Annotated in this window: 20 protein-coding genes; 7 read left to right on the forward strand and 13 right to left on the reverse strand. The window is 74.9% G+C overall.

The genetic code is table 11. The features are described 5' to 3' along the window. Nucleotides 1–10: 10 nt before the first annotated feature. Nucleotides 11–1,216, reverse strand: coding sequence for a type VII secretion-associated serine protease mycosin (gene mycP / locus ACWDYF_RS15850; RefSeq protein ID WP_389464110.1), 1,206 nt, complete (start codon nt 1,214–1,216; stop codon nt 11–13). Beyond that, on the reverse strand, nt 1,213–2,901 hold the full coding sequence (locus ACWDYF_RS15855; protein WP_389464108.1) for a hypothetical protein: 1,689 nt from the start codon (nt 2,899–2,901) through the stop codon (nt 1,213–1,215). Before ACWDYF_RS15855 ends, mycP begins: the two co-directional genes overlap by 4 nt. Nucleotides 2,902–3,320: 419 nt before the next feature. On the opposite strand from ACWDYF_RS15855, the gene ACWDYF_RS15860 reads away from it, so the two are divergent. Beyond that, nucleotides 3,321–4,523 (forward strand): amino acid deaminase/aldolase, encoded by a 1,203-nt coding sequence (locus ACWDYF_RS15860; RefSeq protein WP_381737021.1) that lies wholly within the window; start codon nt 3,321–3,323, stop codon nt 4,521–4,523. 47 nt (nt 4,524–4,570) lie between these two features. Here the strand turns inward: ACWDYF_RS15860 and ACWDYF_RS15865 are convergent, their stop codons facing one another. The 4 genes from ACWDYF_RS15865 to ACWDYF_RS15880 all read right to left on the reverse strand — a co-directional run bounded on the left by ACWDYF_RS15865 (nt 4,571) and on the right by ACWDYF_RS15880 (nt 9,231). Then, the gene (locus ACWDYF_RS15865; RefSeq protein ID WP_389464288.1) at nt 4,571–5,500 is read right to left on the reverse strand and encodes a DUF2510 domain-containing protein; all 930 of its coding nucleotides are present in this window, start codon (nt 5,498–5,500) and stop codon (nt 4,571–4,573) included. 124 nt (nt 5,501–5,624) lie between these two features. After that, nucleotides 5,625–6,380, reverse strand: a complete 756-nt coding sequence (locus ACWDYF_RS15870) for a 3-oxoacyl-ACP reductase (protein WP_381737143.1) — start codon at nt 6,378–6,380, stop codon at nt 5,625–5,627. A gap of 83 nt (nt 6,381–6,463) precedes the next feature. Next, nucleotides 6,464–7,855 (reverse strand): aldehyde dehydrogenase family protein, encoded by a 1,392-nt coding sequence (locus ACWDYF_RS15875; protein ID WP_381737020.1) that lies wholly within the window; start codon nt 7,853–7,855, stop codon nt 6,464–6,466. An 11-nt stretch (nt 7,856–7,866) separates the two neighbouring features. Further along, complete coding sequence (locus tag ACWDYF_RS15880; protein ID WP_037896614.1) at nt 7,867–9,231, reverse strand: glutamine synthetase family protein; 1,365 nt, start codon at nt 9,229–9,231, stop codon at nt 7,867–7,869. 95 nt (nt 9,232–9,326) lie between these two features. On the opposite strand from ACWDYF_RS15880, the gene ACWDYF_RS15885 reads away from it, so the two are divergent. Together ACWDYF_RS15885 and ACWDYF_RS15890 are read left to right on the forward strand one after the other, a co-directional pair. Continuing rightward, complete coding sequence (locus ACWDYF_RS15885; RefSeq protein ID WP_381737019.1) at nt 9,327–10,073, forward strand: FadR/GntR family transcriptional regulator; 747 nt, start codon at nt 9,327–9,329, stop codon at nt 10,071–10,073. 218 nt (nt 10,074–10,291) lie between these two features. Next, on the forward strand, nt 10,292–11,005 hold the full coding sequence (locus ACWDYF_RS15890) for a gamma-glutamyl-gamma-aminobutyrate hydrolase family protein (protein WP_389464105.1): 714 nt from the start codon (nt 10,292–10,294) through the stop codon (nt 11,003–11,005). Between the two features lie 185 nt (nt 11,006–11,190). Here ACWDYF_RS15890 and ACWDYF_RS15895 read toward each other — a convergent pair whose 3' ends face one another. Continuing rightward, nucleotides 11,191–12,138, reverse strand: coding sequence for a LysR family transcriptional regulator (locus ACWDYF_RS15895; protein WP_381737017.1), 948 nt, complete (start codon nt 12,136–12,138; stop codon nt 11,191–11,193). 70 nt (nt 12,139–12,208) lie between these two features. Here ACWDYF_RS15895 and ACWDYF_RS15900 point away from each other — a divergent pair, with 70 nt between their 5' ends. Continuing rightward, nucleotides 12,209–13,432, forward strand: a complete 1,224-nt coding sequence (locus ACWDYF_RS15900) for a TDT family transporter (protein WP_389464103.1) — start codon at nt 12,209–12,211, stop codon at nt 13,430–13,432. On the opposite strand, the gene ACWDYF_RS15905 is transcribed toward ACWDYF_RS15900, so the two are convergent. The 4 genes from ACWDYF_RS15905 to ACWDYF_RS15920 all read right to left on the reverse strand — a co-directional run bounded on the left by ACWDYF_RS15905 (nt 13,344) and on the right by ACWDYF_RS15920 (nt 18,768). Then, entirely contained in the window at nt 13,344–14,066 is a 723-nt protein-coding gene (locus tag ACWDYF_RS15905) for a helical backbone metal receptor (RefSeq protein WP_381737015.1), read from the reverse strand. The two genes, ACWDYF_RS15900 and ACWDYF_RS15905, sit on opposite strands and share 89 nt — an antisense overlap. Further along, the gene (locus ACWDYF_RS15910) at nt 14,066–14,641 is read right to left on the reverse strand and encodes a helix-turn-helix domain-containing protein (RefSeq protein ID WP_381737014.1); all 576 of its coding nucleotides are present in this window, start codon (nt 14,639–14,641) and stop codon (nt 14,066–14,068) included. The genes ACWDYF_RS15905 and ACWDYF_RS15910 overlap by 1 nt, the downstream gene beginning before the upstream one ends. A gap of 400 nt (nt 14,642–15,041) precedes the next feature. Next, a complete protein-coding gene (locus tag ACWDYF_RS15915) occupies nt 15,042–17,657 on the reverse strand; it encodes an ABC transporter permease/substrate binding protein (RefSeq protein WP_018570323.1) in 2,616 nt (871 codons plus the stop codon). Beyond that, nucleotides 17,650–18,768: a quaternary amine ABC transporter ATP-binding protein gene (locus tag ACWDYF_RS15920; protein WP_389464100.1), complete on the reverse strand. Its 1,119-nt coding sequence runs from the start codon at nt 18,766–18,768 to the stop codon at nt 17,650–17,652. The genes ACWDYF_RS15915 and ACWDYF_RS15920 overlap by 8 nt, the downstream gene beginning before the upstream one ends. A 190-nt stretch (nt 18,769–18,958) precedes the next feature. Here ACWDYF_RS15920 and ACWDYF_RS15925 point away from each other — a divergent pair, with 190 nt between their 5' ends. Together ACWDYF_RS15925 and ACWDYF_RS15930 are read left to right on the forward strand one after the other, a co-directional pair. Next, complete coding sequence (locus ACWDYF_RS15925) at nt 18,959–19,864, forward strand: 5'-3' exonuclease (RefSeq protein WP_389464287.1); 906 nt, start codon at nt 18,959–18,961, stop codon at nt 19,862–19,864. Nucleotides 19,865–19,967: 103 nt separating this feature from the next. After that, entirely contained in the window at nt 19,968–20,813 is an 846-nt protein-coding gene (locus ACWDYF_RS15930) for a siderophore-interacting protein (protein ID WP_389464098.1), read from the forward strand. A gap of 82 nt (nt 20,814–20,895) precedes the next feature. On the opposite strand, the gene ACWDYF_RS15935 is transcribed toward ACWDYF_RS15930, so the two are convergent. Further along, nucleotides 20,896–21,480: a GNAT family N-acetyltransferase gene (locus ACWDYF_RS15935; RefSeq protein ID WP_389464097.1), complete on the reverse strand. Its 585-nt coding sequence runs from the start codon at nt 21,478–21,480 to the stop codon at nt 20,896–20,898. A gap of 77 nt (nt 21,481–21,557) precedes the next feature. Here ACWDYF_RS15935 and ACWDYF_RS15940 point away from each other — a divergent pair, with 77 nt between their 5' ends. Beyond that, complete coding sequence (locus ACWDYF_RS15940; protein ID WP_389464095.1) at nt 21,558–22,514, forward strand: RluA family pseudouridine synthase; 957 nt, start codon at nt 21,558–21,560, stop codon at nt 22,512–22,514. Here the strand turns inward: ACWDYF_RS15940 and ACWDYF_RS15945 are convergent. Continuing rightward, entirely contained in the window at nt 22,508–24,172 is a 1,665-nt protein-coding gene (locus tag ACWDYF_RS15945) for a cytochrome P450 (protein WP_389464093.1), read from the reverse strand. The genes ACWDYF_RS15940 and ACWDYF_RS15945 overlap by 7 nt on opposite strands. Between the last annotated feature and the right edge of the window lie 123 nt (nt 24,173–24,295).

Below are 24,295 nucleotides of genomic sequence, written 5' to 3' on the forward strand. Positions count from 1 at the left end.
GCCGGGGGGCCTACGGCTGGAAGCCGATGGCGGTGTCGGCGGAGTCTGGGGTGTCGCGCGCGCGTCGGCCGCGCCACAGGAGGACCGCCGCGACCAGCAGCACGCCGCCTGTGCCGCCCGCGAGGAGGCCCGCCCAGTCGGTCCCGCCGTCCGAGCCCGCCGGGTCGGGGCCGGGGCCGAAGTACCGTCCGCCGTAGGCCGCCGTGCGCAGGCCCGCGGGCTTCAGCCGGCCGGCGGCCTCGACGGCGGCGACGGGGTCGATCATGCCGAAGCCGCGGGAGTCGTCGCGTCCGCCGACCGGGGCGTCCCGGGCCGTGTCCTCCAGGACCTTCTTGATCTGGGCCGGGGCCAGCCCCGGGTGCGCCGCCTCGATGAGGGCGACGACGCCCGAGACGAAGGCGGAGGCCGCGCTCGTGCCCCAGCCCTTGTAGTACTTGTGGTCCGGGTCGGCGATGACGATGTCGACGCCGGGCGCGCTGACGGTGGCGTACCAGCGGCGGGTGGAGAAGGCGGCCCGGGTGCCGTAGCGGTCCACGGCGGTCACCGCGATCACGCCCGGGTAGGCGGCCGGGTAGGAGACGTGGTCGCCCTTGTCGCCGGCGTTGCCCGCCGAGGCGACGACGACGGTGCCCTTCCTCAGCGCGTACTGGACGGCCTCGTCCTCGGCGGGCTCGGGGTGCGCGGAGTCCGAGTCGTCGCCGAGGGAGAGGTTGATGACGTCGGCGCCGTGGTCGGCGGCCCAGCGGATGCCGTCGGCGAGCGCGTTGCCCCGGGTGGTGCGCGCCTGGGCGCGTGCCTTGTCGTCGTCCTCCAGGATCACCCGGACGGGGAGGATCTTCGCCTCGGGGGCGATGCCCATGACGCCGTCGGAGCCGCCGGAGCCGTGTCCGTGCCCGGCGATGATGCCGGCCATGGCGGTGCCGTGCCGGGCCCAGGTGCCGTCACCGCGCCGCGCGCCGAACCCGATCAGGTCCTTGACCGGCAGGACGTTGCCCGCGAGGTCGGGGTGGTCGGCCTCGACGCCGGTGTCCAGGACGGCGACGGTCACACCGTTGCCCCGGGTGTGGTGCCACAGGTCCTGGGTGTGCAGGGCGTCCAGGGCCCACTGCTGGGCGCGGATGCCGTCCGCGTGCGCGGCGGTGGCCGGGACGAGCGCGAGCGCGGCGGCCAGGAACAGGCTCAGGGCGCCGCCGCGGCGCCGGAGGGCGGGGCTCACGAGGGCTTCTCCGTGGCCTGGCCCGCGGTGGTGCGGAAGCCGCGTTCGATGCGGTCGGCCAGGCCCTTCGCCTCGTGGCCGAGTCCCGCCTGGGCGGCGGGCGTGGCGGCGCCCGCCTTCATCGCGTCGGCGGCGGGCTGCGGTGCGTCGGCCGCGCGGCCGTCGGCCCAGCCGGAGACGGCGTACACCACCACGGGGGCCTCCGTCAGCACGGACACCGTCCAGGACGCGCGCTGCCGGTCGCCGAAGGCGGCGGCGACGGTGCCCGGTGCGGCATAGGGGCGGGGCAGCAGGTCGGTGCGCCGGTCGAGCCCCTCGTCGCGGAAGCGGACGGCCAGGGAACGCATGGCCGGGGCGTCGGCCTTGGTGAAGAGCAGGCCGACCGTGGTGACGAAGCTCTGGGTGGCGTCGGTGTAGGTGGCGCGCAGCAGGCGGGTGCAGCCGACCGGGGAGAGGGCCTTGCGCAGCAGCGGGTCGAAGGCGTCGGCGCAGCCGCTGTCGGGGGCGACGGCGATCCGGGTCCAGGTGCGGTCGGCGCCGCCGGGTCCGGCGCCCCGGCCGTCCACGGTGGGCGGGAAGAGCCGGTCGACCGGGATGCTGTGCCACAGGGTGCCCGCCGCGGCGAAGGTACCGGCGCCGCCGCCGTCGCCCGAGTCGCCGGTGAGCCAACTGCCGGTCAGGGCACCGCCGATGAGTCCGAGTCCGAGGACCACGCACGCGGCGGCCAGCGCGGCCCGGGGCCGGATCCGCACACCGAGGGCACGCCCGCGCCCGCGCGCGTCGTAGCCCTCCGGCTCGCCGAACAGGACGTAGGGGCGCGCCGGGCCGGGGTACGCGCCGGGGGCGGTCGGGGCGGCGGATGCCGTACGCCTCCCGGGTGCCGTACGCGTCCCGGGTGCCGTACGTGTCCCGGGTGCCGCGGGTGTGCCGGACGCGCCGGAAGTGGTCCACGGCAGCGCGGGGCCGGGCGCGGCGGGGGCCTCGCCGGTGCCGTTGTTGATGCCGGTGGCGGTGCCGGTGCCGGTGCCGGTGCCGGTGCCGGTGCCGGGGAAATCGTCGTGGGCCGGTCGTGGGCCGGGGCGGCCGGGGTACCGGGCGGGCGGGACGGCCGGGCGCGGCGGCCCGGGGCGGGACGGCCGGGCGGCCGGAGCGGGCGGTACGCCGTGGCCGGGCGTCGTCGGCACGAAGGGGGCGCCCGGGACGGGCGGGGTACGGGGGGCGGCGTCCGCGCCGGGAGGAGGCCCGGCGGCCGGGAGCGGCCCCTGGTCCGGGCCGGTGTCGGAGCCCGGGGGCACGGCGGCCGCGCGCCGCGTGCCGTGCGGGGGCACGGCGGTCGACGGTGCCGTCGGGCGGGCTGGGTGGGGCGGGGCGTAGGACGGTCGCGGGTGGCCGTCCTCGCCGCGGGTGCCGGTCGTGGCGCCCGCCGAGAGATGCGGCGCGCGCGGGGAGGCGGCCCGCGCCCCCGCGCCGCCCCCGGCGGACGGGTCGGCCCCGCCGCCGCGCACGGCGTCCGCGCGTCCGACGCGGGGCGGGGCGTCGGGGAAGCGGGCCGAGGCGGGCGGCGGAGGCGGACTGTCCGGGACGGCACCGCCCACGGCACCGCCCACGGCCCCGCCCACGGCCGTGGCCGCGCCCTGGGCCGGACGCGCGCCCGGCGCCGGAGAGGCGGTCGGGGCCGACTGCACCGGCTGCACCGGCTGGGTGCCCGGGGGCGTCGTGGCGTCGCTTCGGGGGGCGCGGGGTTCATCGGCCGGATGCGCCGGAGTGCGGGGCGGGTGCGCGGGGCGCGGAGGTATCGGAGCGTGGCGTGCTTCCGTGCTCATGCACCCCCCGTTTCGCTGTGCCGGAGCCGTGCTCTCGTGCCCGGCCGTCGTCCTCGTCGCCCCGCCCGGCGCCGACTGGTCGTCACCGGACACGCATACCCGTACGGACGAGGAGCCATCCCGGCTCGCCCGCGCGGCCGGGATCGTGCCGCCCCCGTGCCGCACGTGCGCGTCACTCTACGGGCTGGGCGCGCGACGGCGGGAACCGGACCGCGGGCCCGGGGGGATCTGCCCGTAACGTCCCCCTACCCTGCGGTAATCCTGTCTGGCAGGCTGCGTGCATGACCGCACGCGCCGCCGACCGGGCCCGCTACGACCGGGCCACCGCCCATCTCGACGCCCCCGTCGCGATCGTCGACCTGGACGCCTTCGACGCCAACGCCGACGATCTGCTGCGCCGGGCCGGCGGCAAACCGGTCCGGGTGGCCAGCAAGTCCGTGCGCTGCCGGGCCCTGCTCGAACGGGCCCTGGCCAAGGACGGCTTCGCAGGCATCATGTCGTTCACGCTCGCCGAGTCGCTGTGGCTGGCCCGGTCCGGGTTCGAGGACGTCCTGCTCGCCTATCCGTCCGCCGACCGCGCCGGTTTCGCCGAACTGGCCTCCGATCCCAAGCCGGCCGCCGCCGTCACGGTGATGGTCGACGACCCGGCCCAGCTCGACCTGATCGACGCCTGTCGCGAGGGCGGCGGCGAGACCGTGCGGGTGTGCCTGGAACTGGACACGTCGCTGCGGATGTTCGGCGGCCGGTTCCGCGTCGGCGCGCTCCGCTCCCCGCTGCACTCCCCCGCCCAGATCGCCGAGATGGCCCGCGCGGTGGCCCGGCGGCCGGGGTTCCGGCTGGTCGGGATCATGGCGTACGAGGGGCATGTCGCGGGCGTGGGCGACGCGGTGGCGGGGCGGCCGCTGCGGTCGCGGGCGATCCGGCTGATGCAGTCGGCGGCGCGCCGCGAACTGGCCGAGCGGCGGGCCGCCGTGGTGCGGGCGGTCCGCGCGGTGGCGCCGGACCTGGAGTTCGTCAACGGCGGCGGCACGGGCAGTGTGCAGCACACCGCGGCGGAGGCGGCGGTGACCGAGATCGCCGCGGGCTCCGGGCTCTACGTGCCGCGCCTGTTCGACAACTACACGTCCTTCCGGGGCCGTCCGGCGGCGCTGTTCGCCCAGCCCGTGGTGCGGCGCCCGGGGGTCGGGGTGGTCACCGTGCTCGGCGGCGGCTACCCCGCGTCGGGGGCGGCCGGAGCGGACCGGCTGCCGGTGCCGTATCTGCCCGAGGGCCTGCGCTACGACCCGCAGGAGGGGCCCGGCGAGGTGCAGACCCCGCTGCTCGGCCCGCCCGCCGACGACCTGCTGATCGGCGACAAGGTGTGGTTCCGGCACGCCAAGGCCGGTGAGCTGTGCGAGCGGTTCGACGCGCTGCACCTCGTCGAGGGCGACCGGGTGACGGCGACCGTGCCGACGTACCGCGGCGAGGGCCACACCTTCCTCTGAGCCCGGCCGGGCTCCTGCCTCCGAGTCCGGTCGGACTCCTGTCGGGCTCAGTCCGACGACGGGCCGATGCTGCTGCCGACACCGCCGTCCGCGCCGGTGGCGCCGATCGGCCGGATGCCCTTGGTGATCCGGTCGATGTCGGCCAGGGGCGGCCCGTCCGGGCCCGCGTCGAGGACGAAGCGGACGACGACGGGCGCCTCGACGCCCGTGCTGGAGGAGAAGGCCAGCGACTCCACATAGCCGCCGGGCCCCTTGGCGGTACGGACCCGGCGGCGCACGAAGTAGCCCGCCCGGCCCGCGACGGCCACCGGCCCGGCGGCGACGTCCTGGTGGGCGGTGATGCCGTCGTAGGGGGTGTCGCCCGCGGCGTTCCGCCCGTAGGCGGCGTCGGCCGCGTCGGCGATGTCGTTCCGGGCCAGGCTCTCCGGCCGGGCGCCCTCGGACGAGGCGGGGGTCAGGGTGCTGACCAAGCCGTGGCGGCACAGGCCTCGCCCCGCCGGACAGTCGTAGACGCCGTGGGTGGTCATGACGACGTCGTCCTGGGAGACGTCGCGCGGTGCCTCCCAGCCGGTGGGGAGCGGCAGGGTGATGCCGTTGAGCTGGTCGACCACCACGGACGCGTCGGACGGACCGGACGAGTCCGGCGGGGTGGCCGGGGCGGCCGGGGCAGGAGCGGTGGCGGTGTCCGTCGCGGCCGGGCCGCCGGGGGCGGTGCGCGTCGCGCCGTCACCACGGTCACCGCCGCCACCGCCGTCGTGGAGCAGGACCGCCCCGGTGACGATCGCGGCGGCCAGGACGGACCCGGCGGCGGCCAGCGCCACCGCCCTGGCGCGTGCCGGGCGCCGGGCGGCCGGGACGACCAGCGGGAGCGGCACGGTCTCCGGTGAGCGCCGGTGCTCGCTCCAGGCGGTCCCGTCCCACCAGCGTTCCAGGTGCGGGGCCGACGGGTCGCGGTACCAGCCGGCCGGGGGCGTCATGCTCACCCCGGCACTGTAGGGCGGATCGCCCCGCCGTCACAGGTGGCCGCCGGGTGGTGAGCGCGACGAGGACCCGCCCGGGGATCCGGGCCGACACCCGGGCCGCTTCCCCCGGACAGCACCTCTAGAGCGGGGTGACGTACGCCCCCGAGATGCCGCCGTCCACCAGGAAGTCGGTGGCGTTGACGAAGGAGGAGTCGTCGCTGGCGAGGAAGGCGACGGCGGCGGCGATCTCCTCGGCCTCGGCGAACCGGCCGAGCGGAATGTGCACGAGGCGGCGCGCGGCGCGCTCCGGGTCCTTGGCGAACAGCTCCCGCAACAGAGGGGTGTTGACCGGTCCGGGGCACAGCGCGTTCACCCGGATGCCCTCACGGGCGAACTGCACGCCCAGTTCCCGGGACATGGCCAGCACGCCGCCCTTGGAGGCGGTGTAGGAGATCTGCGAGGTGGCGGCGCCCATCCGGGCCACGAAGGAGGCGGTGTTGATGATGGAGCCCCGGCCCTGGCGCCGCATGTAGGGCAGGGCCGCCTTGCAGCACAGGTAGACGGAGGTGAGGTTGACGTCCTGGACGCGCTTCCACGCCTCCAGGCCGGTCTCCAGGATGGAGTCGTCGTCGGGCGGGGAGATACCGGCGTTGTTGAAGGCGACGTCGACGCTGCCGTAGGTGTCGTACGCCGCCCGGAACAGCGCCTCGACCTGGCCGGGGTCGGTGACGTCGACCTGGACGAACAGTCCGCCGACGGCCTCGGCCGCGGCCTTGCCGCTCCGCTCGTCGATGTCGCCGCAGACGACGTGCGCGCCCTCGGCGGCGAGGCGGCGCGCGGCGGCGAGGCCGATGCCGCTGCCCGCGCCGGTGACGACGGCGGTACGCCCGACCAGCCGCCGGCAGACGGCCGCGGGAGCTGTCTCTTCCGCTGTGTCTCCCGCGGTTTCTTGCGCTGCCTCTTGCGCTGTCTCTTCGCTCACTGTGCGGGCCCCTCCGTGCTGAGGAAGACGTTCTTGGTCTCGGTGAAGGCGGTCAGGGCGTCGGGGCCGAGTTCGCGGCCGAGACCGGACTGCTTGGCCCCGCCGAACGGTGTCCAGTAGCGCACGCTGGCATGCGAGTTGACGGACAGGTTCCCGGCCCGGACGCCCTGGGCGACGCGCAGGGCGCGGCCCACGTCCCGGGTCCACACGGAGCCGGACAGGCCGTACGGGGTGTCGTTCGCGAGGCGGATCGCGTCCTGTTCGTCGGTGAAGGACAGCAGGACGGCGACCGGGCCGAAGATCTCCTCGCGGGCGGCGGCGGAGTCCGGCCGCTCCCCGGTGAGCACGGTCGGCGGGAACCAGAAGCCGGGTCCGCCGGGCGCGGTGCCGCGCAGCGCCGGTGCTCCGGGCGGCGCGTAGGCCCGTACGCGGTCCCGCTGCGCGCGGGAGATCAGCGGGCCCATCCCGGTCTTCTCGTCGGCCGGGTCGCCCACCACGACGGCGGCCAGCGCCTCGGCGAGCAGCGCGTGCACCTCGTCGTAGGCGGACTCCTGGACGAGGACGCGGGTGCGGGCGCAGCAGTCCTGTCCGGCGTTGTCCAGGAAGGAGGACGGGTCGGCGGCGGCCCTCAGGTCGGCGTCGGCGAAGACGATGCTGGGGCTCTTGCCGCCCAGTTCGAGGGTGACGGGTTTGACGTGCCGGGCGCAGCGCTCCATGATCTCGCGGCCGGTGCGGGTGGAGCCGGTGAAGACGATCTTCGCCACGCCGGGGTGGTCGACCAGCGCGCGGCCCGCGACGCGGCCGTGTCCGGGCAGTACCTGGAACAGGTGCTCGGGCAGGCCCGCCTCCAGGGCGAGTTCCGCCAGGCGCAGGGCGGTGAGCGGGGTGGTCTCGGCGGGTTTGAGCAGGACCGCGTTGCCCGCGGCCAGGGCCGGGAAGGAGCCCCAGGCGGCGATCGGCATGGGGAAGTTCCAGGGGGCGATCACACCGACGACGCCGAGCGGTTCGAGGAAGGTGACGTCCCAGCCGCCGGGTACCGGGATCTGCCGACCGAGCAGCCGTTCGGCGCCGCCGGCCGCGTACAGCAGCAGGTCGCGGACGTTGCCGGCCTCCCAGCGGGCGTCGCCGACGAGATGGCCGGCCTCGCGGACCTCCAACTGGGCCAGTTCCTCGGCGTGGGCGTCGACGACGTCGGCGAAGCGGCGCAGCAGCCGGGCCCGGTCGGCGGGGGCGGCGACCGCCCAGGAGCGCTGGGCGGCGCTCGCGCGGACGACGGCGCGGTCCACGTCGGTGGCGTCGGCGGCGGGGACGACGGCGACCGTCTCCTCGGTGGCCGGGTCGAGGACCAGGAGTTCGGGTGCGTGCTCGGGCTGGAACTCGTTCGGCAAGACGGGGCCTCTCACATGCGTTCGAAGGAGCGGCGCAGCTCCCAGTCGGTGACCGCGGCGTCGAACGCGTCGAGTTCGACGCGCGCCATGTTGCGGTAGTGCGCGACGACCTCGTCGCCGAAGGCGGCCTTCGCGATCGGGCTGTTCTCCCACAGCTCGGCCGCCTCGCGCAGGGTCGTGGGAACGTGCGCGTAGTCCGCGGTGTAGGCGTTGCCGGGACACGGCTCGGGCAGCGGCAGCCGCTGTTCGAGGCCGTACAGGCCCGCGGCGACGAGTCCGGCGACGGCCAGGTGCGGGTTGACGTCGCCGCCGGGCAGCCGGTTCTCGAAGCGCAGCGAGGGGCCGTGGCCGACGACGCGCAGCGCACAGGTGCGGTTGTCGTGGCCCCAGGCGACCGCGGTGGGGGCGAAGGAGCCGGGCTGGAACCGCTTGTAGGAGTTGATGCCGGGCGCGTAGAGCAGGGAGAAGTCGCGCAGCGCGGCGAGCTGTCCGGCGAGGAAGTGCCGCATGACCTCGGACATCTCCCCCGGTTCCGGACCGGCCATCACGCCGGTGCCGTCGGCGTCGGTGAGGGAGAGGTGGATGTGGCAGGAGTTGCCCTCGCGCTCGTCGTACTTGGCCATGAAGGTGAGCGAGACGCCCTCCTGGGCGGCGATCTCCTTGGCGCCGGTCTTGTAGACGGCGTGCTGGTCGCAGGTGACCAGGGCCTCGTCGTAGCGGAAGGTGATCTCGTGCTGGCCCAGGTTGCACTCGCCCTTGGCGGACTCGACGGTGAGACCGGCGCCCGCCATGTCGTTGCGCAGGCGGCGCAGCAGCGGTTCGACGCGGCCGGTGCCGAGGATCGAGTAGTCGACGTTGTACCGGTTGGCCGGGGTGAGGCCGCGGTAGCCGCCGTCCCAGGCCTGTTCGTAGGTGTCCTGGAAGACGATGAACTCCAGCTCGGTCCCGGCCTGGGCCCGCCAGCCGTGCTCGGCGAGCCGGTCGAGCTGGCGGCGCAGGATCTGCCGGGGGGCGACGGTCACCGGGGAGCCGTCGTGCCAGGCGAGGTCGGCGACGGCCAGGGCGGTGCCCGGGTTCCAGGGGAGGCGGCGCAGGGTGGCGAGGTCGGGGTGCATGGCGAAGTCGCCGTAGCCGCGGTCCCAGGAGGACAGGGCGTAGCCGTCGACGGTGTTCATCTCGGCGTCGACGGCGAGGAGGTAGGTGCAGCCCTCGGTGCCGTGCCGCAGGACCTCGTCGAGGAAGAAGCGGGCGGCGAAGCGCTTGCCCTGGAGCCGTCCCTGCATGTCCGGGAAGGCCAGGACGACGGTGTCGATGTCGCCGCCCGCGACGAGCGTCCGCAGTTCCTCGACGGTGAGCGGGGGTGTGCGGTCTGCCACGGGCGGGCCTCCTCGGGCTTCGCCGGCCGTTCGGCCGACGCCGTGCGCCATAAGGTATGGCTCTGGACCATTGGCTGGGAAGGGGGCGCGGCCGGATGGCTGGGGACACGGGTTCGACCGGAGCGGGCGGGGACCGGCTCACGGCGCTGCTGCGGCCGGTGCGCGCGGGCAACGGCTTCGAGGAGGCGCTGGAGCAGATCCTGCTGGTGGTGCGGCTGGGGCTGGTGCCGACGGGTGAGCGGCTGCCGGCCGAGCGCGAGCTGGCCGCCCGGCTGGGCATCAGCCGGGTGACGCTGCGCGAGGTGCTGAAGGTGCTCCATGAGCAGGGGCTCGTGGAAGCACGGCGGGGGCGCTACGGCGGTACGTTCGTGCGCCCGCGCGCGGACACGGGTACGCACGCCGGGGACGAGCTGCGGCGGCGGGTGGCCGCGGTCGACCTGGAGGACGTCCTGCGCTTCCGCGAGGTGCTGGAGACGGGCGCGGCCGGGCTGTGCGCCGCGCACGGGCTGACGGACGACCAGGAGCGGCGGCTGCGGGCGGCGCTGGAGCACACCCGGGACGTACCGCCCGCGGAGTACCGGCGCCGGGACACGCTGCTGCACCTGACGCTGGCCGAGCTGTCCGGCTCGCCGACGCTGGCCGCCCAGTACGCGGCGGTCCGGGCCACGGTGAACGACCTGCTGGACTGCATCCCGCTGCTGGTGCGCAACCTGGAGCACTCGCAGCGCCAGCACGCCGCGCTGGTGGCCGCGGTGCTGGCCGGGGACGCGGACGGCGCACGGGAGCGGGCGCGGGAGCACTGCGCGGGGACGGCGGCGCTGCTGCGGGGCTTCCTGGCGTGAACCAGAGGGGCCGGGCGGACCGGGCGGCGCCGGGCGGCGGGTTCCGGGAGGGGCGAGGGCGGGGGCACGCGCGCGTGGGTGACCGGGGAGCTGCGAGGGCGTGGGCACGCGCGTGGGTGACCGGGGAGCCCCGGGACGCGGGCACGCGCGCGTGGGTGCGTCGGGGCGCCCGGGTGCGTTAGGTATGGACGCACACCATTGCGAGCCGGGAGGGCCGGATGACCGCGACGAGCGCACGACGACCGCTGATCGGCGTCAGTACGTATCTGGAGCCGGGCGCGCGCTGGGGCGTGTGGGAGCTGGAGGCCGCGCTGCTGCCGGCCGGCTACCCGCGGCTGGTGCAGCGCGCGGGCGGGCTCGCCGCGATGCTGCCGCCGGACGCGCCCGAGCGGGCGGCGGCGGCCGTGGAGCGGCTGGACGGCCTGGTGATCGCGGGCGGCCCGGACGTGGAGCCCGTACGGTACGGAGCCGCGCCCGATCCCCGTACGGGGCCGCCCGCGCGGGCCCGGGACGCCTGGGAACTCGCCCTGATCGGGGCCGCGCTGGCGGCCGGGGTGCCACTGCTCGGCATCTGCCGGGGCATGCAGCTGCTGAACGTGGCCCTGGGCGGCACCCTGGTGCAGCACCTGGACGGGCACGCCGGGGCCGTCGGCGTCTTCGGCGCCCACCCGGTCGTCCCGGTGCCCGGCACCCGGTACGCGGCGGCCGTCCCGGAACCCACGACCGTCCCGGCCTACCACCACCAGGCCGTCGACCGCCTGGCCGCCGGGCTCGTCGCCTCGGCGCACGCCCAGGACGGCACGGTCGAGGCGCTCGAACCACCGCCCGGCGCGCCCTGGACCCTGGGGGTCCAGTGGCACCCGGAGATGGCCGAGGACACCCGGGTCATGAGCGCCCTGGTCGCGGCGGCGGCCGGGAACGACGGCGACTGAGCGGGGACGCCCCCCGGCGGCGACTCGTCGGCCCCCGGCGGCGCCCGACGACCACTCCGCGCGGCCCTGACACACGGACCGGCCCGGACACCGACCCCGCGCCCGCGTCCGGCGCGGGTCCCGCCCCCGGCCGGGCCCGGGTCAGGTCCGGATCAGGTCCGGGTCAGGTCCGGGTCAGGTCCGGGTCAGGTCCGGGTCAGGGAGAGCAGGTCCCGGGCCGGGCCCGTCGGGCGGTGGCCGGTGGGCCAGACCGCGCGCAGGTCGCGGCGGAGGGCGACGTCCCGGACCGGGACGGTCACCAGGCGGCGCAGGGTCAGCTCGTCGCCGACGGCCAGTTCGCTGAGGACGGCCGGGCCCGCGCCGCTGACGGCCGCGGCCTTCACCGCCGTGGTGGAGGAGAGTTCGATCAGCGGCCGGGCCAGCCCGCCCAGCGCCGCGTCCAGCACCTGCCGGGTCCCGGAGCCCGTCTCGCGCAGGATCAGCGGGGTCGCGGCCAGTTCCGCCGCCTCCAGCGGGCGCCGCCGCCGGGCCCAGGGATGGCCGGGCGCGGCCACCACGGTCAGCCGGTCGTGGGCGATCACCACGGAGTCCAGTCCGGGCGGCACCGACACCCCCTCCACGAAGCCGAGGTCCGCCTCGCCCGCCAGCAGCCGTTCGGCGACCACCGCGGAGTTCCCGGCCAGCAGCGACACCGCCGTGTCGGGGCGGCGCGCGCGCAGCGCGATCAGCCAGCCGGGCAGCAGGTACTCGGCGATCGTCATGCTCGCCGCCACCCGCAGCCGCGAGTCCCGGCGGTCGCGCAGCGCCTGCGCCCCCACGTCGAACGCCTCCGCCGCCTCCACGACCCGCCGGGCCCAGTCCGTGACCAGCGCGCCCGCGTCGGTCAGCCGGGAACCGCGCGGTGAGCGGTCCACCAGGGCCAGTCCGAGCTGCCGTTCCATGGAGCGGATCCGGCTGCTCGCCGCCGGCTGGGTGATGCCCAGCTCGCGGGCGGCGGCGCCCAGGCTGCCCAGCCGCGCCACCGCCAGGAGCAGCTCCAGCGCGCCCAGGTCGGGCACCCGGTGGGCCAGCGGCGCCGCCCCGGGCGGCCGCCCCTCGCCATTGCCTGCGTCCACCTCCGGCCTCCTTCCCATAAAGCCAGCTTATGCCCCGATAGAGACAAACCCCCTGGTGGGGGCAGCGGACCTGCGAAAACCTCAGGTCATGGTCACCGCAGCCCATTCAACGACGCAGCACTCCCGTCCGTCCTCCTCGGCCTCCTCGGCCTCCCCGGCCCGCATGCCCGGCCCGGCCACGCCGCGCCGCCTCCCGGCCCTGCGCCTGCTGGGGCCCAACTGGTACGGCTCGGTCATGGGCACCGCCGCCGTCGCCGGGGCGGGTGCGGCGCTGCCGGTGCACGTCCCGGGGCTGCGCACGGTGTGCGCGGCCGTCTGGGCGCTCTCGCTGGTCCTGCTCGCGGTCCTGCTGACGGCCCGCGCGCTGCACTGGATCCACCACCGCGACCAGGCCCGCGCGCACCTTCTGGACCCGGCGGCGGCCCCGTTCTACGGCTGCCTCTCGATGGCGCTGCTGGCCGTGGGCGGCGGCGCGCTCTCGGTGGGCCGGGACTGGATCGGCGCGTCCGCCGCGCTCGCCCTGGACACCGTGCTGTTCACGGCCGGTACGGCGGTCGGGCTGGTGGCGGCGGTCGCGGTGCCGTACCTGATGGCCGTGCACCACCGGATCGAGCCGCGCGAGACGACACCGGTGTGGCTGCTGCCGGTGGTCGCGCCGATGGTGTCCGCCGCGCTGGGACCCGCCCTGGTGCTGCACCTGCCGGCCGGTCAGCTGCGGGAGACCCTGCTGCTGGGCTGTGTGGCGATGTTCGGGCTGAGCCTGCTGGCGACGCTCGCCCTGCTGCCGCTGGTGCTGGGCCGGCTGCTGCTGGTGGGGCCGCTGCCGCTCGCGCTGACGCCGACGCTGTTCCTGGTGCTGGGCCCGCTGGGGCAGTCGACGACGGCCGCCGGTGCCTTCGCGGACACCGCGCCCGGCGTCGTACCGGCCCCCTTCGACACGGGTTTCGCGGTCTTCGCGCTGCTGTACGGGGTGCCGGTCATGGGCTTCGCCGTGCTCTGGTTCGCCTTCGCCGCCGCCCAGGTGGTGCGCGCCGCCCGGCAGGGCATGGGCTTCGCCATGACGTGGTGGTCCTTCACCTTCCCGGTGGGCACCTGTGTGACCGGCGCCTCGGCCCTGGCCCGGCACACCCATCTCGTCGCGTACGACACGCTCGCCGTGGCCCTGTACGCGGTGCTGCTCACCGCGTGGGCCGCCGCGGCCGTGCACACCGCGCGCGGGCTGCTCAGCGGAGCGCTGCTCGCAGCGCCTCGCCCAGCAGCCGCGGCGCTTCGGCCAGCGACGGCCCGTACCACGTCAGATGCCGTCCGCTGACCAGCGCGCACGGCAGGCCCGCGAAGGCCTCGGGGCCGTCGGCGGCGGTGAACCGGTACGGCTCGTCGGGCAGCACGACGACGTCCGGGGCCGCCGCCCGCAGTTCCTCGACGGGGACGCGCGGGTAGCGCTCGGCGTGGCGGGCGTAGAGGTGGTCGACGCCCAGACGGGCCAGCACGTCCCCGGCGAAGGTGTCCCGGCCGAGCACCATCCAGGGCCTGCGCCACACCGGCACGACGGCGGTCGTACGGACCTCGGGGGCGGGCGGCGCCGCCCAGGCGGCCTCGGCCTCGTCCAGCCAGCGCGGCCGGGCCGCCGCCCCGCAGGCCGTCAGCACCCGCGCCAGCTCACGGAAGGCGCCCGGTACGTCCCGCACCTCGGTCACCAGCACCTCGGTCCCGGCGGCGCGCAGCGCGTCGAGGTCGGGCGCGCGGTTCTCCTCCTCGTTGGCGATCACCAGATCGGGGGCGAGGGCGGCGATACGGGCGGTGTCGGGGTTCTTGGTGCCGCCGACACGGACGACGTCCAGGCCGGCCGGGTGGCTGCACCAGTCGGTGGCGCCGGCCAGCGCGCCGGGCACGGTCGCGGCGACCGCCTCGGTGAGCGAGGGGACCAGGGAGACGACGCGGACCATCAGCGCGTCCGGTCCTGCACCGCCTCGATGTGCTCGGCCACCGCGACCACGATCACGCGGGTGTCCGCGACGGTGGCCCGCCAGCGGTGGCGCACCCCGCCGGTCAGATACATGGTGTCGCCGCGCACCAGCCGGTACGCGCGGCCCTCGGCCTCGACCTCGACCGCGCCGTCGGCGACGTACATCAGCTCGTCGTTGCGGTGCTGGAACTCGCGGCCGGCGTCGTGGTCCCCGGTGAACTCCGAGGCGTGCAGCTGGTGGTGGCCGCGGACCAGGGCGCGCATCCGGGGCGCCGGTTCCGGCTCGCCGCTCTCGGGCAGCTCGGCGCGGACCACGTCGACGCTGCACGCCGGGTCGGCCGCCGCCAGCAGTTCCACCGCGGTGGTGCGCAGCGCGTCGGCGACCTTCTCCAGGGAGCTTCGGCTGGGGCGGGCCCGGTCGTTCTCGATCTGGCTCAGGAAGGGCACCGACAGGCCGCTGCGCCCGGCCACGACGGCGAGGGTGAGGTTCAGCGCGCGGCGGCGCCGCCGTACGGCCGCGCCCACGCGCAGGGGCTGTTCTTTGTGGTCGCCCATCGCTCCGGCTCCCTCCTTCGCTCGTCGTCGTGCTGTCCGCGGGCCCGCTCGCCGGTCCGCCCCCGCGCGGTCCGTCCCGGGCTCCGTGCCGGGGCGTACCGCTCCTGTTGAGTTGTCTGCACCCTACGCATGTTCGGCAAACCGTTTCACGTGCCCGTCACTTCCCCGTACGCCTCCCGTCGTCGCGACCCCCTGGTTCACGCCGCGCTCCGGTCGCGCTCACAGCCACCGTACGGGCTCCGGTGCCGTACCGGGCGATGAGGTGACGGTCCGTGATTGTCCGGATCCGCCCGGTGGACGGCCCGAGGGGCGGGTCCGGCCACACCGTCAGGTGCGTGGCCGGACCCGCCCCTCGGGCGGTGTGCGGTGCGGCGGGCCGCCGGGCGCGGCGCCGGTGCCGCTACTGCGGGGTCATCCGCTGGACGACGTCCGGGTGCTTCGCGATCCAGGCGTCGACGGCCTCGTCCTCCTGGGCCTTGCCGCGGGCGTTGATCTCGCTCTCCAGGCTGCCCAGCTCGTCCTCGCTCATCCGGAACTTCTTGATCCACTCGGTGAGCTGCGGGTACTGCTCGGGGAACTTCTGGCTGGAGATGGTGCGGATGGTGTTGCCCTCGCCGAAGAGCTTCTTGTCGTCGGCGAGCTTGGTGAGACCGTAGCGGCTGTAGGCCCAGTGCGGGGACCACAGCACGACGGCGACGGGCTGCTTCTTGGCGTACGCGCGCTTCAGCTCGGCGAGCATCGCGGGCGTGGAGCCGTCGACGACCTTGTACTCCTTGTCCAGGCCGTAGCCGGGCAGGACCTTGCTCTTGAGGAGGGTCATCTCACCGGTGCCCGGCTCGATGCCGATGATCTTCCCGCCGAACTCGGACGACTTGCCCTTCAGGTCCGCCAGGGACTTCACGTCCTTGACGTAGGACGGCACGGCGATCTCCAGGGACGTCGGCTGGTACCAGGTGCCGAGGTCCTTGAGCTTGTCCTTGCTCTTGTCCCAGTAGTTCTTCTGGGCGTAGGGCAGCCAGGCGTCGAAGTTGAGGTCGATGTCCCCGCCGGCCAGGCCGGTGTAGACGGGGCCGACGTCCATCTGCTTGAGGTTCAGCTTGTAGCCGCGCCGCTCCAGGACGTGCTTCCACAGGTGGGTGACGGCGACGTCCTCGTCCCAGGGGAACCAGGCGACGTTCAGCGCGCGCTTGGCCTCGGCCGGGGTGCTCCCGGCGCCGCCGGGCACCGGGGCCAGCTTGTCGACGACGCCCGGGTTGGCCTTCAGCCAGGTGCGCACGGCGTCCTGCTGCCGCCCCTTGCCGGCCTTGTTGATCTCGGCCTCCAGGCTGGTGAGCTGCTTCTCGTCCAGCTTGAAGTTCTTCAGCCAGTTGCCGACGACCGGGTTGTCGTCGGCGAAGCCCTTGCGGGACAGCGTGTGCACGCCGTCGCCCTTGCCCCAGGCGCCCTTGGGGTCCTTGAGCTTCTTCAGGTCGTAGTCGTTGTACGCCCAGTGCGGCGACCACAGGGTGACGAGGACCGGTTCCTTCTTGCTGTAGGCGCGCTTCAGCTCGGCCAGCATGGCGGGCGTGGAGCTGTCGACGACCTTGTACTCCTTGTCCAGGCCGTAGTCCTTGAGGACCTTGCTCTTGAGCAGGGCCATCTCACCGGCGCTGGGCTCGATGCCGGTGACCTTCCCGCCGAACAGGGACGCCTTGCCCTTGAGGTCGTCGAGGGAGTTGATGTCCTTCATGTACGAGGGCACGCTCAGCTCCAGCGAGGTCGGCCCGTACCAGGAGCCGAGGTCGTCGAGCCGGTCGCCGTACTTCTTCCAGTACTGCGCGTGGGTCGTGGGCAGCCAGGAGTCCGTCTCGAAGTCGACGCTGCCCTGGGCGAGCGAGGTGTAGAGCGGTCCGGCGTCGAACTGGCGGGCGTCGACCTTGTAGCCGCGCCGCTCCAGGACCTCCTTCCACAGGAAGGTGGAGGCCACGCCCTCGTCCCAGGGGATGTAGCCGATGGTGACCTTCTTGCCCTTGCCGACGTTCTGGCCGTCGTCGGCGGCGGTGGCGCTGTCGCCGCCCCCGAAGACGCCCATGCCGCCGGCGGCCAGCGCGAGCACGACCACGCCGATCACGGCGATCTGCGGGCTGGGCCGGTACGACCAGATCTTCAGACCGGCCAGCGCGCGGGCGCGGGCGGCGGCCCGGCGGCCGAGCGGCGAGACCTGGGTGCCCAGGGCGTTGGTCATACGGTCCAGGTAGATCGCGAGGATCACGATGGCGACGCCCGCCTCGGAGCCGAGGCCGACGTCGAGCTGGCCGATGGCCTCGTTGACGTCGCCGCCGAGGCCGCCGGTGCCGACCATGCCGGCGATCGCGGCCATGGACAGGCCGAGCATGATCACCTGGTTGACGCCGGCCATCACGGTGGGCAGCGCCAGCGGCAGCTGGACGCGCAGCAGGATGCTGCGGGGCGTGCTGCCGAACGCCTCGGCGGCCTCCACCAGCTCCTTGTCGACCTGGCGGATGCCCAGCTCGGTCATGCGCACACCGGGGGCGAGCGCGAAGATCAGGGTGGCGACGATGCCCGCGGGGCCGCCGGTGCCGAAGAACAGGATGGCCGGGATGAGGTAGACCATCGCCGGCAGCGTCTGCATGAAGTCCAGGAAGGGCCGCACGATCGCGCTGACCCGGTCCGAGCGGGCCGCCCAGACACCGACCGGGACGGAGATCACCAGGGCGATGATCGTGGCGACCAGGACGAGCGCCAGGGTGACCATCGCGTCGTCCCACAGCCCGAGGGAGTCGATGAAGGCGAACCCGACGAAGGCGAGGACACCGGCCAGGGTGCCGCGCAGCCAGAAGGCGAGCACCGCGAAGATGCCGGCCAGCAGCAGCGGCTCGGGCGCCTGGAGGACGGCGTTGATGCCGTCGTAGGCGCCGGTGAAGACGGTCTTGAAGAAGTCGAAGAGCCAGGACACATGGCCCAGCAGCCAGTCGACCGCGGAGTTGACCCAGTCGCCGAGCGGGATCCTAGGCACGGGCCGCCTCCTTCTTGCCGTCCTTGCCGTCCTTGCCGTCCTTGCCACGCGGCGCGTCGCAGGTCACGGGCGCGGCGTCGGCGGCGTCGGACTCGTCGGCGAGGAAGCCGATGAGCCGCCCGCGCGGCACGACGCCGACCAGCTCGCGGTGCTCGTCGAGCACGGCGACCGGGTGGGGCAGCCGGGCGCTGAGCGCGCAGAGCTCGGTGAACGGGGTGTGCGGCGTCGCGGTCTCGCAGCCGCAGTCGGCCTCGTCGCCCTGCACCTCGCGGTCCATGACCGACTCCGCGGTCAGGACGCGGGAGCGGTCGACGTCCTGGATGAAGGAGGCGACGTAGTCGCCCTCCGGGCGCAGCAGGATGTCCTCGGCGGTGCCGTTCTGCACGATCCGGCCGTCGCGCATGACGGCGATGCGGTCGCCCAGGCGCATGGCCTCGTTGAGGTCGTGGGTGATGAACACGATCGTCTTCTTCAGGGTCTTCTGGAGCTGGAGCAGCTGGTCCTGCATGTCGCGGCGGATCAGCGGGTCCAGGGCGCTGAAGGACTCGTCCATCAGCAGCAGGTCGGCGTCGGTGGCGAGTGCGCGGGCGAGGCCGACGCGCTGCTGCATGCCGCCGGACAGCTCGTCGGGCCAGGAGTCCTCCCAGCCGGCCAGGCCGCACAGGGCGAGCGCCTCGTCGGCGCGGCGAGCGCGCTCGGCGCGGGGCACGCCCTGCACTTCCAGGCCGTACGCGGCGTTGTCGCGGACGCTGCGGTGCGGGAAGAGCGCGAAGTGCTGGAAGACCATGCTGATCTTCTTCGAGCGGACCTCGCGCAGTTCGCGGTCGGTGAGCGCGGTCAGGTCCTCGCCGTCGAAGCGCACCTGCCCGGCGGTCGGCTCCAGGAGGCCGTTCAGCATCCGCAGGAGTGTGGACTTGCCGGAGCCGGACAGCCCCATCACGACGAAGATCTGTCCGGGGTCCACGGTGAAGGAGGCGTCGATGACGGCGGCGGTGGTGCCGCCGGCCCGCAGTTCGTCGCGGTCGGCACCCTGCCGGAGTTTCTCCACTGCCTCGTCGGGTCGTCTGCCGAACACCTTGTACAGGTGTTGGGCCTCAAGCCTGGATGCCACGCGCACCTCTCGTCATAGGGGACAGGGACAGTTGCGAAGGATCAGTAACAGTTGAATAACGCAACTACCTTCGCTCGGGCCCGCGCCTGCCCAGGTCCCCCGGAGGCAAACACAAAAGTGGCGTGGCTCACACGGCGCCGGGTGACTGTCAGTGGCGTACGGCATGATGCGAGGCGTGACCGGACCCCTGATGCTCCTCGACACCGCCTCCCTGTACTTCCGCGCCCACTTCGGCGTCCCGGAGTCCGTGAAGGCCCCCGACGGCACCCCGGTGAACGCGGTGCGCGGACTGCTCGACTTCATCGACCGCCTGGTCCGCGACCACCGGCCCGCCCGGCTGGTGGCCTGCATGGACGCCGACTGGCGGCCGCACTGGCGGGTGGAGCTGATCCCGTCCTACAAGGCGCACCGCGTGGCCGCCGAGCACCCGGGCGGCCCGGACGAGGAAGAGGTGCCCGACACCCTCTCGCCGCAGGTCCCGGTCATCGAGGCGGTGCTCGACGCCCTCGGCATCGCCCGCGTGGGCGTCGCCGGGTACGAGGCCGACGACATCATCGGCACCCTCACCACCCGCGCCACCGGCCCGGTCGACATCGTCACCGGCGACCGCGATCTGTACCAGCTGGTGGACGACGCGCGCGGGGTGCGCGTGCTCTACCCGCTCAAGGGTGTCGGCACGCTCCAGCTCACCGACGAGGCGGTGCTGCGCGAGAAGTATGGGGTCGACGGCAGCGGGTACGCGGACCTGGCACTGCTGCGCGGCGACCCGAGCGACGGCCTGCCGGGCGTGCCCGGCATCGGGGAGAAGACCGCGGCCCGGCTGCTCGACGCCTTCGGCGACCTGGCCGGGATCATGGCCGCGGTCGACGACCCGCGGGCGAAGCTCACCCCGGCGCAGCGCAGACGGCTCGACGAGGCACGCCCGTATCTCGCGGTGGCCCCGAAGGTCGTGCGCGTGGCCCGGGACGTCCCGCTGCCGGACGTCGACACGGCGCTGCCGCGCACCCCGCGCGACGCGGCGGCACTGACGGAGCTGTCCGGCCGCTGGGGACTGGGCGGCTCCCTCCAGCGCCTGGTCAGCACCCTGGAGGCGTGACACAGAGCGACGACGCGCACGGGGGAAGTCCCCGCGGAAGAGGTGCCGCCCGGCGGAAGGTGCTAACTTAGGTAAGCCTAAGCAAGTGAACTGGGAGGCCGTCATGGCAGAACGTCCGGCGCGCAAGCCGCGAAGGGCCCACACCGCGCGGGTGGTCCGCACCGAACGGCTCACTCCGCACATGCAGCGCGTGGTGCTCGGCGGCGAGGAGCTGGCCGGCTTCGCCGCAGACACCTGCACGGACCACTATGTGAAGCTGCTGTTCCCGGCCCCCGGCGTCACCTATCCCGAGCCCTTCGACCTACAGCGCGTCCGCGAGGAGTTCCCGCCCGAGCAGTGGCCGGTGACCCGGACCTACACCGTGCGCGCCTGGGACGCCGAGCACCGCGAGCTGGCCGTCGACTTCGTGGTGCACGGCGACGAGGGCCTGGCGGGCCCCTGGTCGCTGCGGGTGCGGCCGGGCGACGTGGTGCGCTTCATGGGCCCCGGCGGCGCCTATGCCCCGGACCCCACCGCCGACTGGCATCTGCTGGCCGGTGACGAGAGCGCCCTGCCCGCCATCGCCCGCTCCCTGGAGGCCATGCCCCCGGGCGTCACCGCGCACGCCTTCGTGGAGGTCTCCGGCCCCGAGGAGGAGCAGAAGATCGACTCCGACGTGGAGGTCGTCTGGCTGCACCGCGGCGAGCGGCCCGTCGGCGAGGCCCTGGTCGAGGCCGTACGGGCGCTGGAGTTCCCCGCGGGCCGCGTGCAGGCCTTCGTGCACGGCGAGGCGGCCTTCGTGAAGGACCTGCGGCGGCTGCTGCGCGTCGAGCACGGCATCCCCCGCGAGGACCTGTCGATCTCCGGCTACTGGCGCCTGGGCCACAACGAGGACGGCTGGCAGGCCTCCAAGCCCGAGTGGAACGCCCGTATCGAGGCCGAGCAGGAGGGCGCGCCGAGCGCCGCCTGAGCCGAGGACGCACCCCGAGGGGCGGCACCCGCGCACGCGGGGGGCCGCCCCTCGCGTCGTCGCCCGTATCCGCGGTCCGCGCTCAGTCGCCCCGCAGCCGGGCGTGCAGATGCATGTCGTGCCAGCCGTCCGCGTGCAGACCCGAGCGGCGCTTGGTGCCCTCCAGCGCGAAGCCGGTCCGGGCGGCGACCCGGCAGGACGCCTCGTTGGCCACGGCGTGCAGCAGTTCCAGGCGGTGGAAGCCGGTCTCCTCCAGCGCCCAGCGGGCGAGCGCGGCGGTGGCACGGGCGGCCACCTTCCTGCCCCGGGCCTCGGGCGCCGTCCAGTACGCCACCTCGGCCGCGCCGTCCGCGAGGCGCACCTCGCGCAGCGCGACCCGGCCCAGCAGACGCCCGGCGCCGCCGTCCTCGGTCACCGCCCAGTGGGCCTCCCGGTCCGCCGCCCAGGCCGCGTGCCACTGGGCCATCCAGCCGGTCACCTCCTCCTCGGAACCGGCGGAGCGCAGGTGCCACCGGTGCATGACCGGGTCCTGGAAGACGGCGTGCACGGCGGGCGCGTCCCCGGTCCGGAAGGGACGCAGCAGGAGTCCGTCGCCGGTGGGCACTGCGGGCTGCGGCGCACGGGAGAAGGCGTGGGCGGGCAGGACGGGAGCGGTGAGGTCGGGCATGGTCCGCATCCTGCCGGGCGCGGACCGGGCGGCCCAGCGGTTTTCCTCCGGGTGCGGCGGCTCGTAGGCTGCTGCGGATGAGACGCCGTTCCCGCTCCGCACCGCCCGCTCCGCTGCCCCAGTTGCGGGGCGTGGACCCGGTGCGGGTGCGGCTGCCCGCCGACGGGACGTGGGCGACGGTGCGCGAGCACCTGGTGGAGCGGCTGTCGGGGGCGGCTCCCGGCGCGGTCGCCGAGATGTTCGACCAGGGGCGGATCATCGGCGCCGACGGACGGCCGGTGGCACCACAGGCGCCGTACGAGCCCGGGATGTTCGTCTGGTTCCACCGGGAGCTGCCCGACGAGGTGCCGGTGCCGTTCCCGCTGGAGGTGGTCCACCGCGACGAGCACCTGGTCGTCGCGGACAAGCCGCACTTCCTGGCCACCACCCCGCGCGGCACCCATGTCGCCGAGACCGCGCTGGCCCGGCTCCGCCGCGAGCTGGCTCTCCCGGCGCTCGGCGCCGCGCACCGCCTGGACCGGCTCACCGCCGGGCTGGTGCTGTTCACGGTGCGGCCCGAGGAGCGCGGCGCGTACCAGACGCTCTTCCGCGACCGGCGGGTGCGCAAGGTGTACGAGGCCGTGGCGCCGTACGATCCCGCGCTCGCCCTGTCCCGGACCGTGCGCAGCCGGATCGTGAAGGAGCGCGGGGAGCTGGCCGCCCGCGAGGTGCCCGGCGAGCCGAACGCGCTCACGCACGTCGAACTGCTCGCACACCGCGCGGACGGCCTGGCCCGCTACCGGCTCACCCCGGCCACCGGGCAGACGCACCAGCTGCGGGTGCACATGAGCGCGCTGGGCGTGCCGATCCTCGGCGACCCGCTCTACCCGGTGGTGACCGGCCCCGGCCCGGCCGGTGACTTCCGGCGCCCGCTGCAACTGCTGGCGCGGGAGCTGGAGTTCACCGACCCGGTCACGGGCGCCGAGCACCGGCTGCGCAGCGGGCGGACCCTGCGGGCCTGGGAGTCCCCGGCCGCGTGGGAAGCGGGTCAGTAGCCGCGCCACCAGCGCAGGAAGCGCTGCCAGGCGCCGAGCGGGCGGTCCGGCACGAAGTCGCCGCCGGGGTCCGCGCCGGGGCCGGTGCCCGTGCCGCCGCCGATCCCGACCCCGGTGCCGGTGGTCCCGGCGGTCCGGGCGGTCGGCGCCGCGGGGGCGGTGGCCGCGGGCGCGGACGCCGGGCGTGCGGGCGCCTCGGCGGCCACCGCCGTCCGGCCGCGCGAGGGGCCCGCCGACACCGTGGCAGCGGCCGTCCCCTCGTCCGGCACGGGCTCGGGGGACGGTGCGGGCGTGGCCGGTACGGTGCTGATCTCCCAGGCGGTGCGCGGCTGCGGCACCGGCATCGGGGTGTGGCTCGGCTGGGCCATCACGTCCTGCTGCGGGCGCGGGGTGAACCGCACCGGCAGCTCCACCAGGTGCTGCGAGGCGATCGACTCGGTCCAGCGCAGCTCGTCCTCGTGGCAGTCGAGCCGGATGTCGGGCAGCCGCATCAGCAGCTTGTCCACACCGACGTCCGCGATGGCCCGGCCGATGTCCTGGCCGGGGCACTCGTGCGGGCCGCCGCTGAAGGCGAGGTGGGACCGGTTGCCCTGCATGTCGGCCGCCAGGTCGGGCCGGACCCGGGGGTCGACGTTGCCGGGCGCGATGCCGAGCAGCAGCCCGTCGCCGCGCCGGATGCGCTGGCCGCCCAGCTCGGTCTCCTGCTTGGCGAAGTAGGCGAAGATGGTGCTGAAGGGCGGCTCGTCCCACAGGGACTGCTCGACCGCCTCCGGCACCGTCATCTGCCCGCCGTTGAGCTGGGCGCGGAACCCCGGGTCGGTGAGCACCCGGCGGATGGTGTTGGCCAGCAGGTTCGCGGTGGCCTCGTAGGCGGCGATGAGCACCAGCCGCAGGTGCTGGCCGACCTCTTCGTCGTTCAGACCGGCCGGGTCGGCGATGAGGTGGCTGGTGAAGTCGTCCTCGGGGCGGGCCCGGCGGCGGGCGGCGAGCCCGCTCAGACAGCCCATGATGTAGTCGTTGCTGGCGATGGCGGTCTCGGTGCCCTTGAGCATGTCGCGGGCGGCCTGCACCAGCCGGTCGCCGTACTCCTCGGGCATGCCGAGGACCTCGCACATCACGGCCATCGGCAGATGCTCGGCGAACTGGTCGACGAGGTCGGCGCGGCCCGTCCCGCAGAAGCGGTTGACCAGGCGCTGGGTGGCGCGGCCGATGTGGCGGCGCAGCCCGCGGTGGTCGATGGTGGCCATGGCCGCGGTGACCGCGCCGCGCAGCCGCTTGTGCTCGTCGCCCTCGGCGTGCGAGCAGATCGGCTGCCAGGCGATGTGCGGCATGAGGGGGTGGTCGGGCTTGACCATGCCCTCCTTGAGCGGGGTCCAGATGCGGCTGTCCCGGGTGAACTGCGAGGGGGTGCGCACCATGTGCAGGTTCTCGGTGTGGCCGAGGACCACCCACATGGGGACGTCGTCGTGCAGCAGCACGGGCGCCACCGGGCCGTGCCGGTCGCGCAGTTGCTCGTACAGGTCGCCGAGGTCGGGCGCCTCGTGCAGGCGGTGCAGCCCACCGGGACCGACGCCGTGCGCGCCGTGCGCGGGGCAGCCGGGGGGCGGGGCGGGGATGCGGTCGTCCGGACCGGTCAGGTGCTGGGGTTCAGGCGTCACAGCGGTCGCTTTCGAAGCGGAAAGGACAGAAGGAGAGACGGAAGGAGAGACGGAGGGCGGAACAGGGGAACAGGGGAACAGGGGAACAGGGGAACAGGGGAACAGGGGAACAGGAACAGACAG

Source organism: Streptomyces sp. NPDC003284, assembly GCF_053589675.1.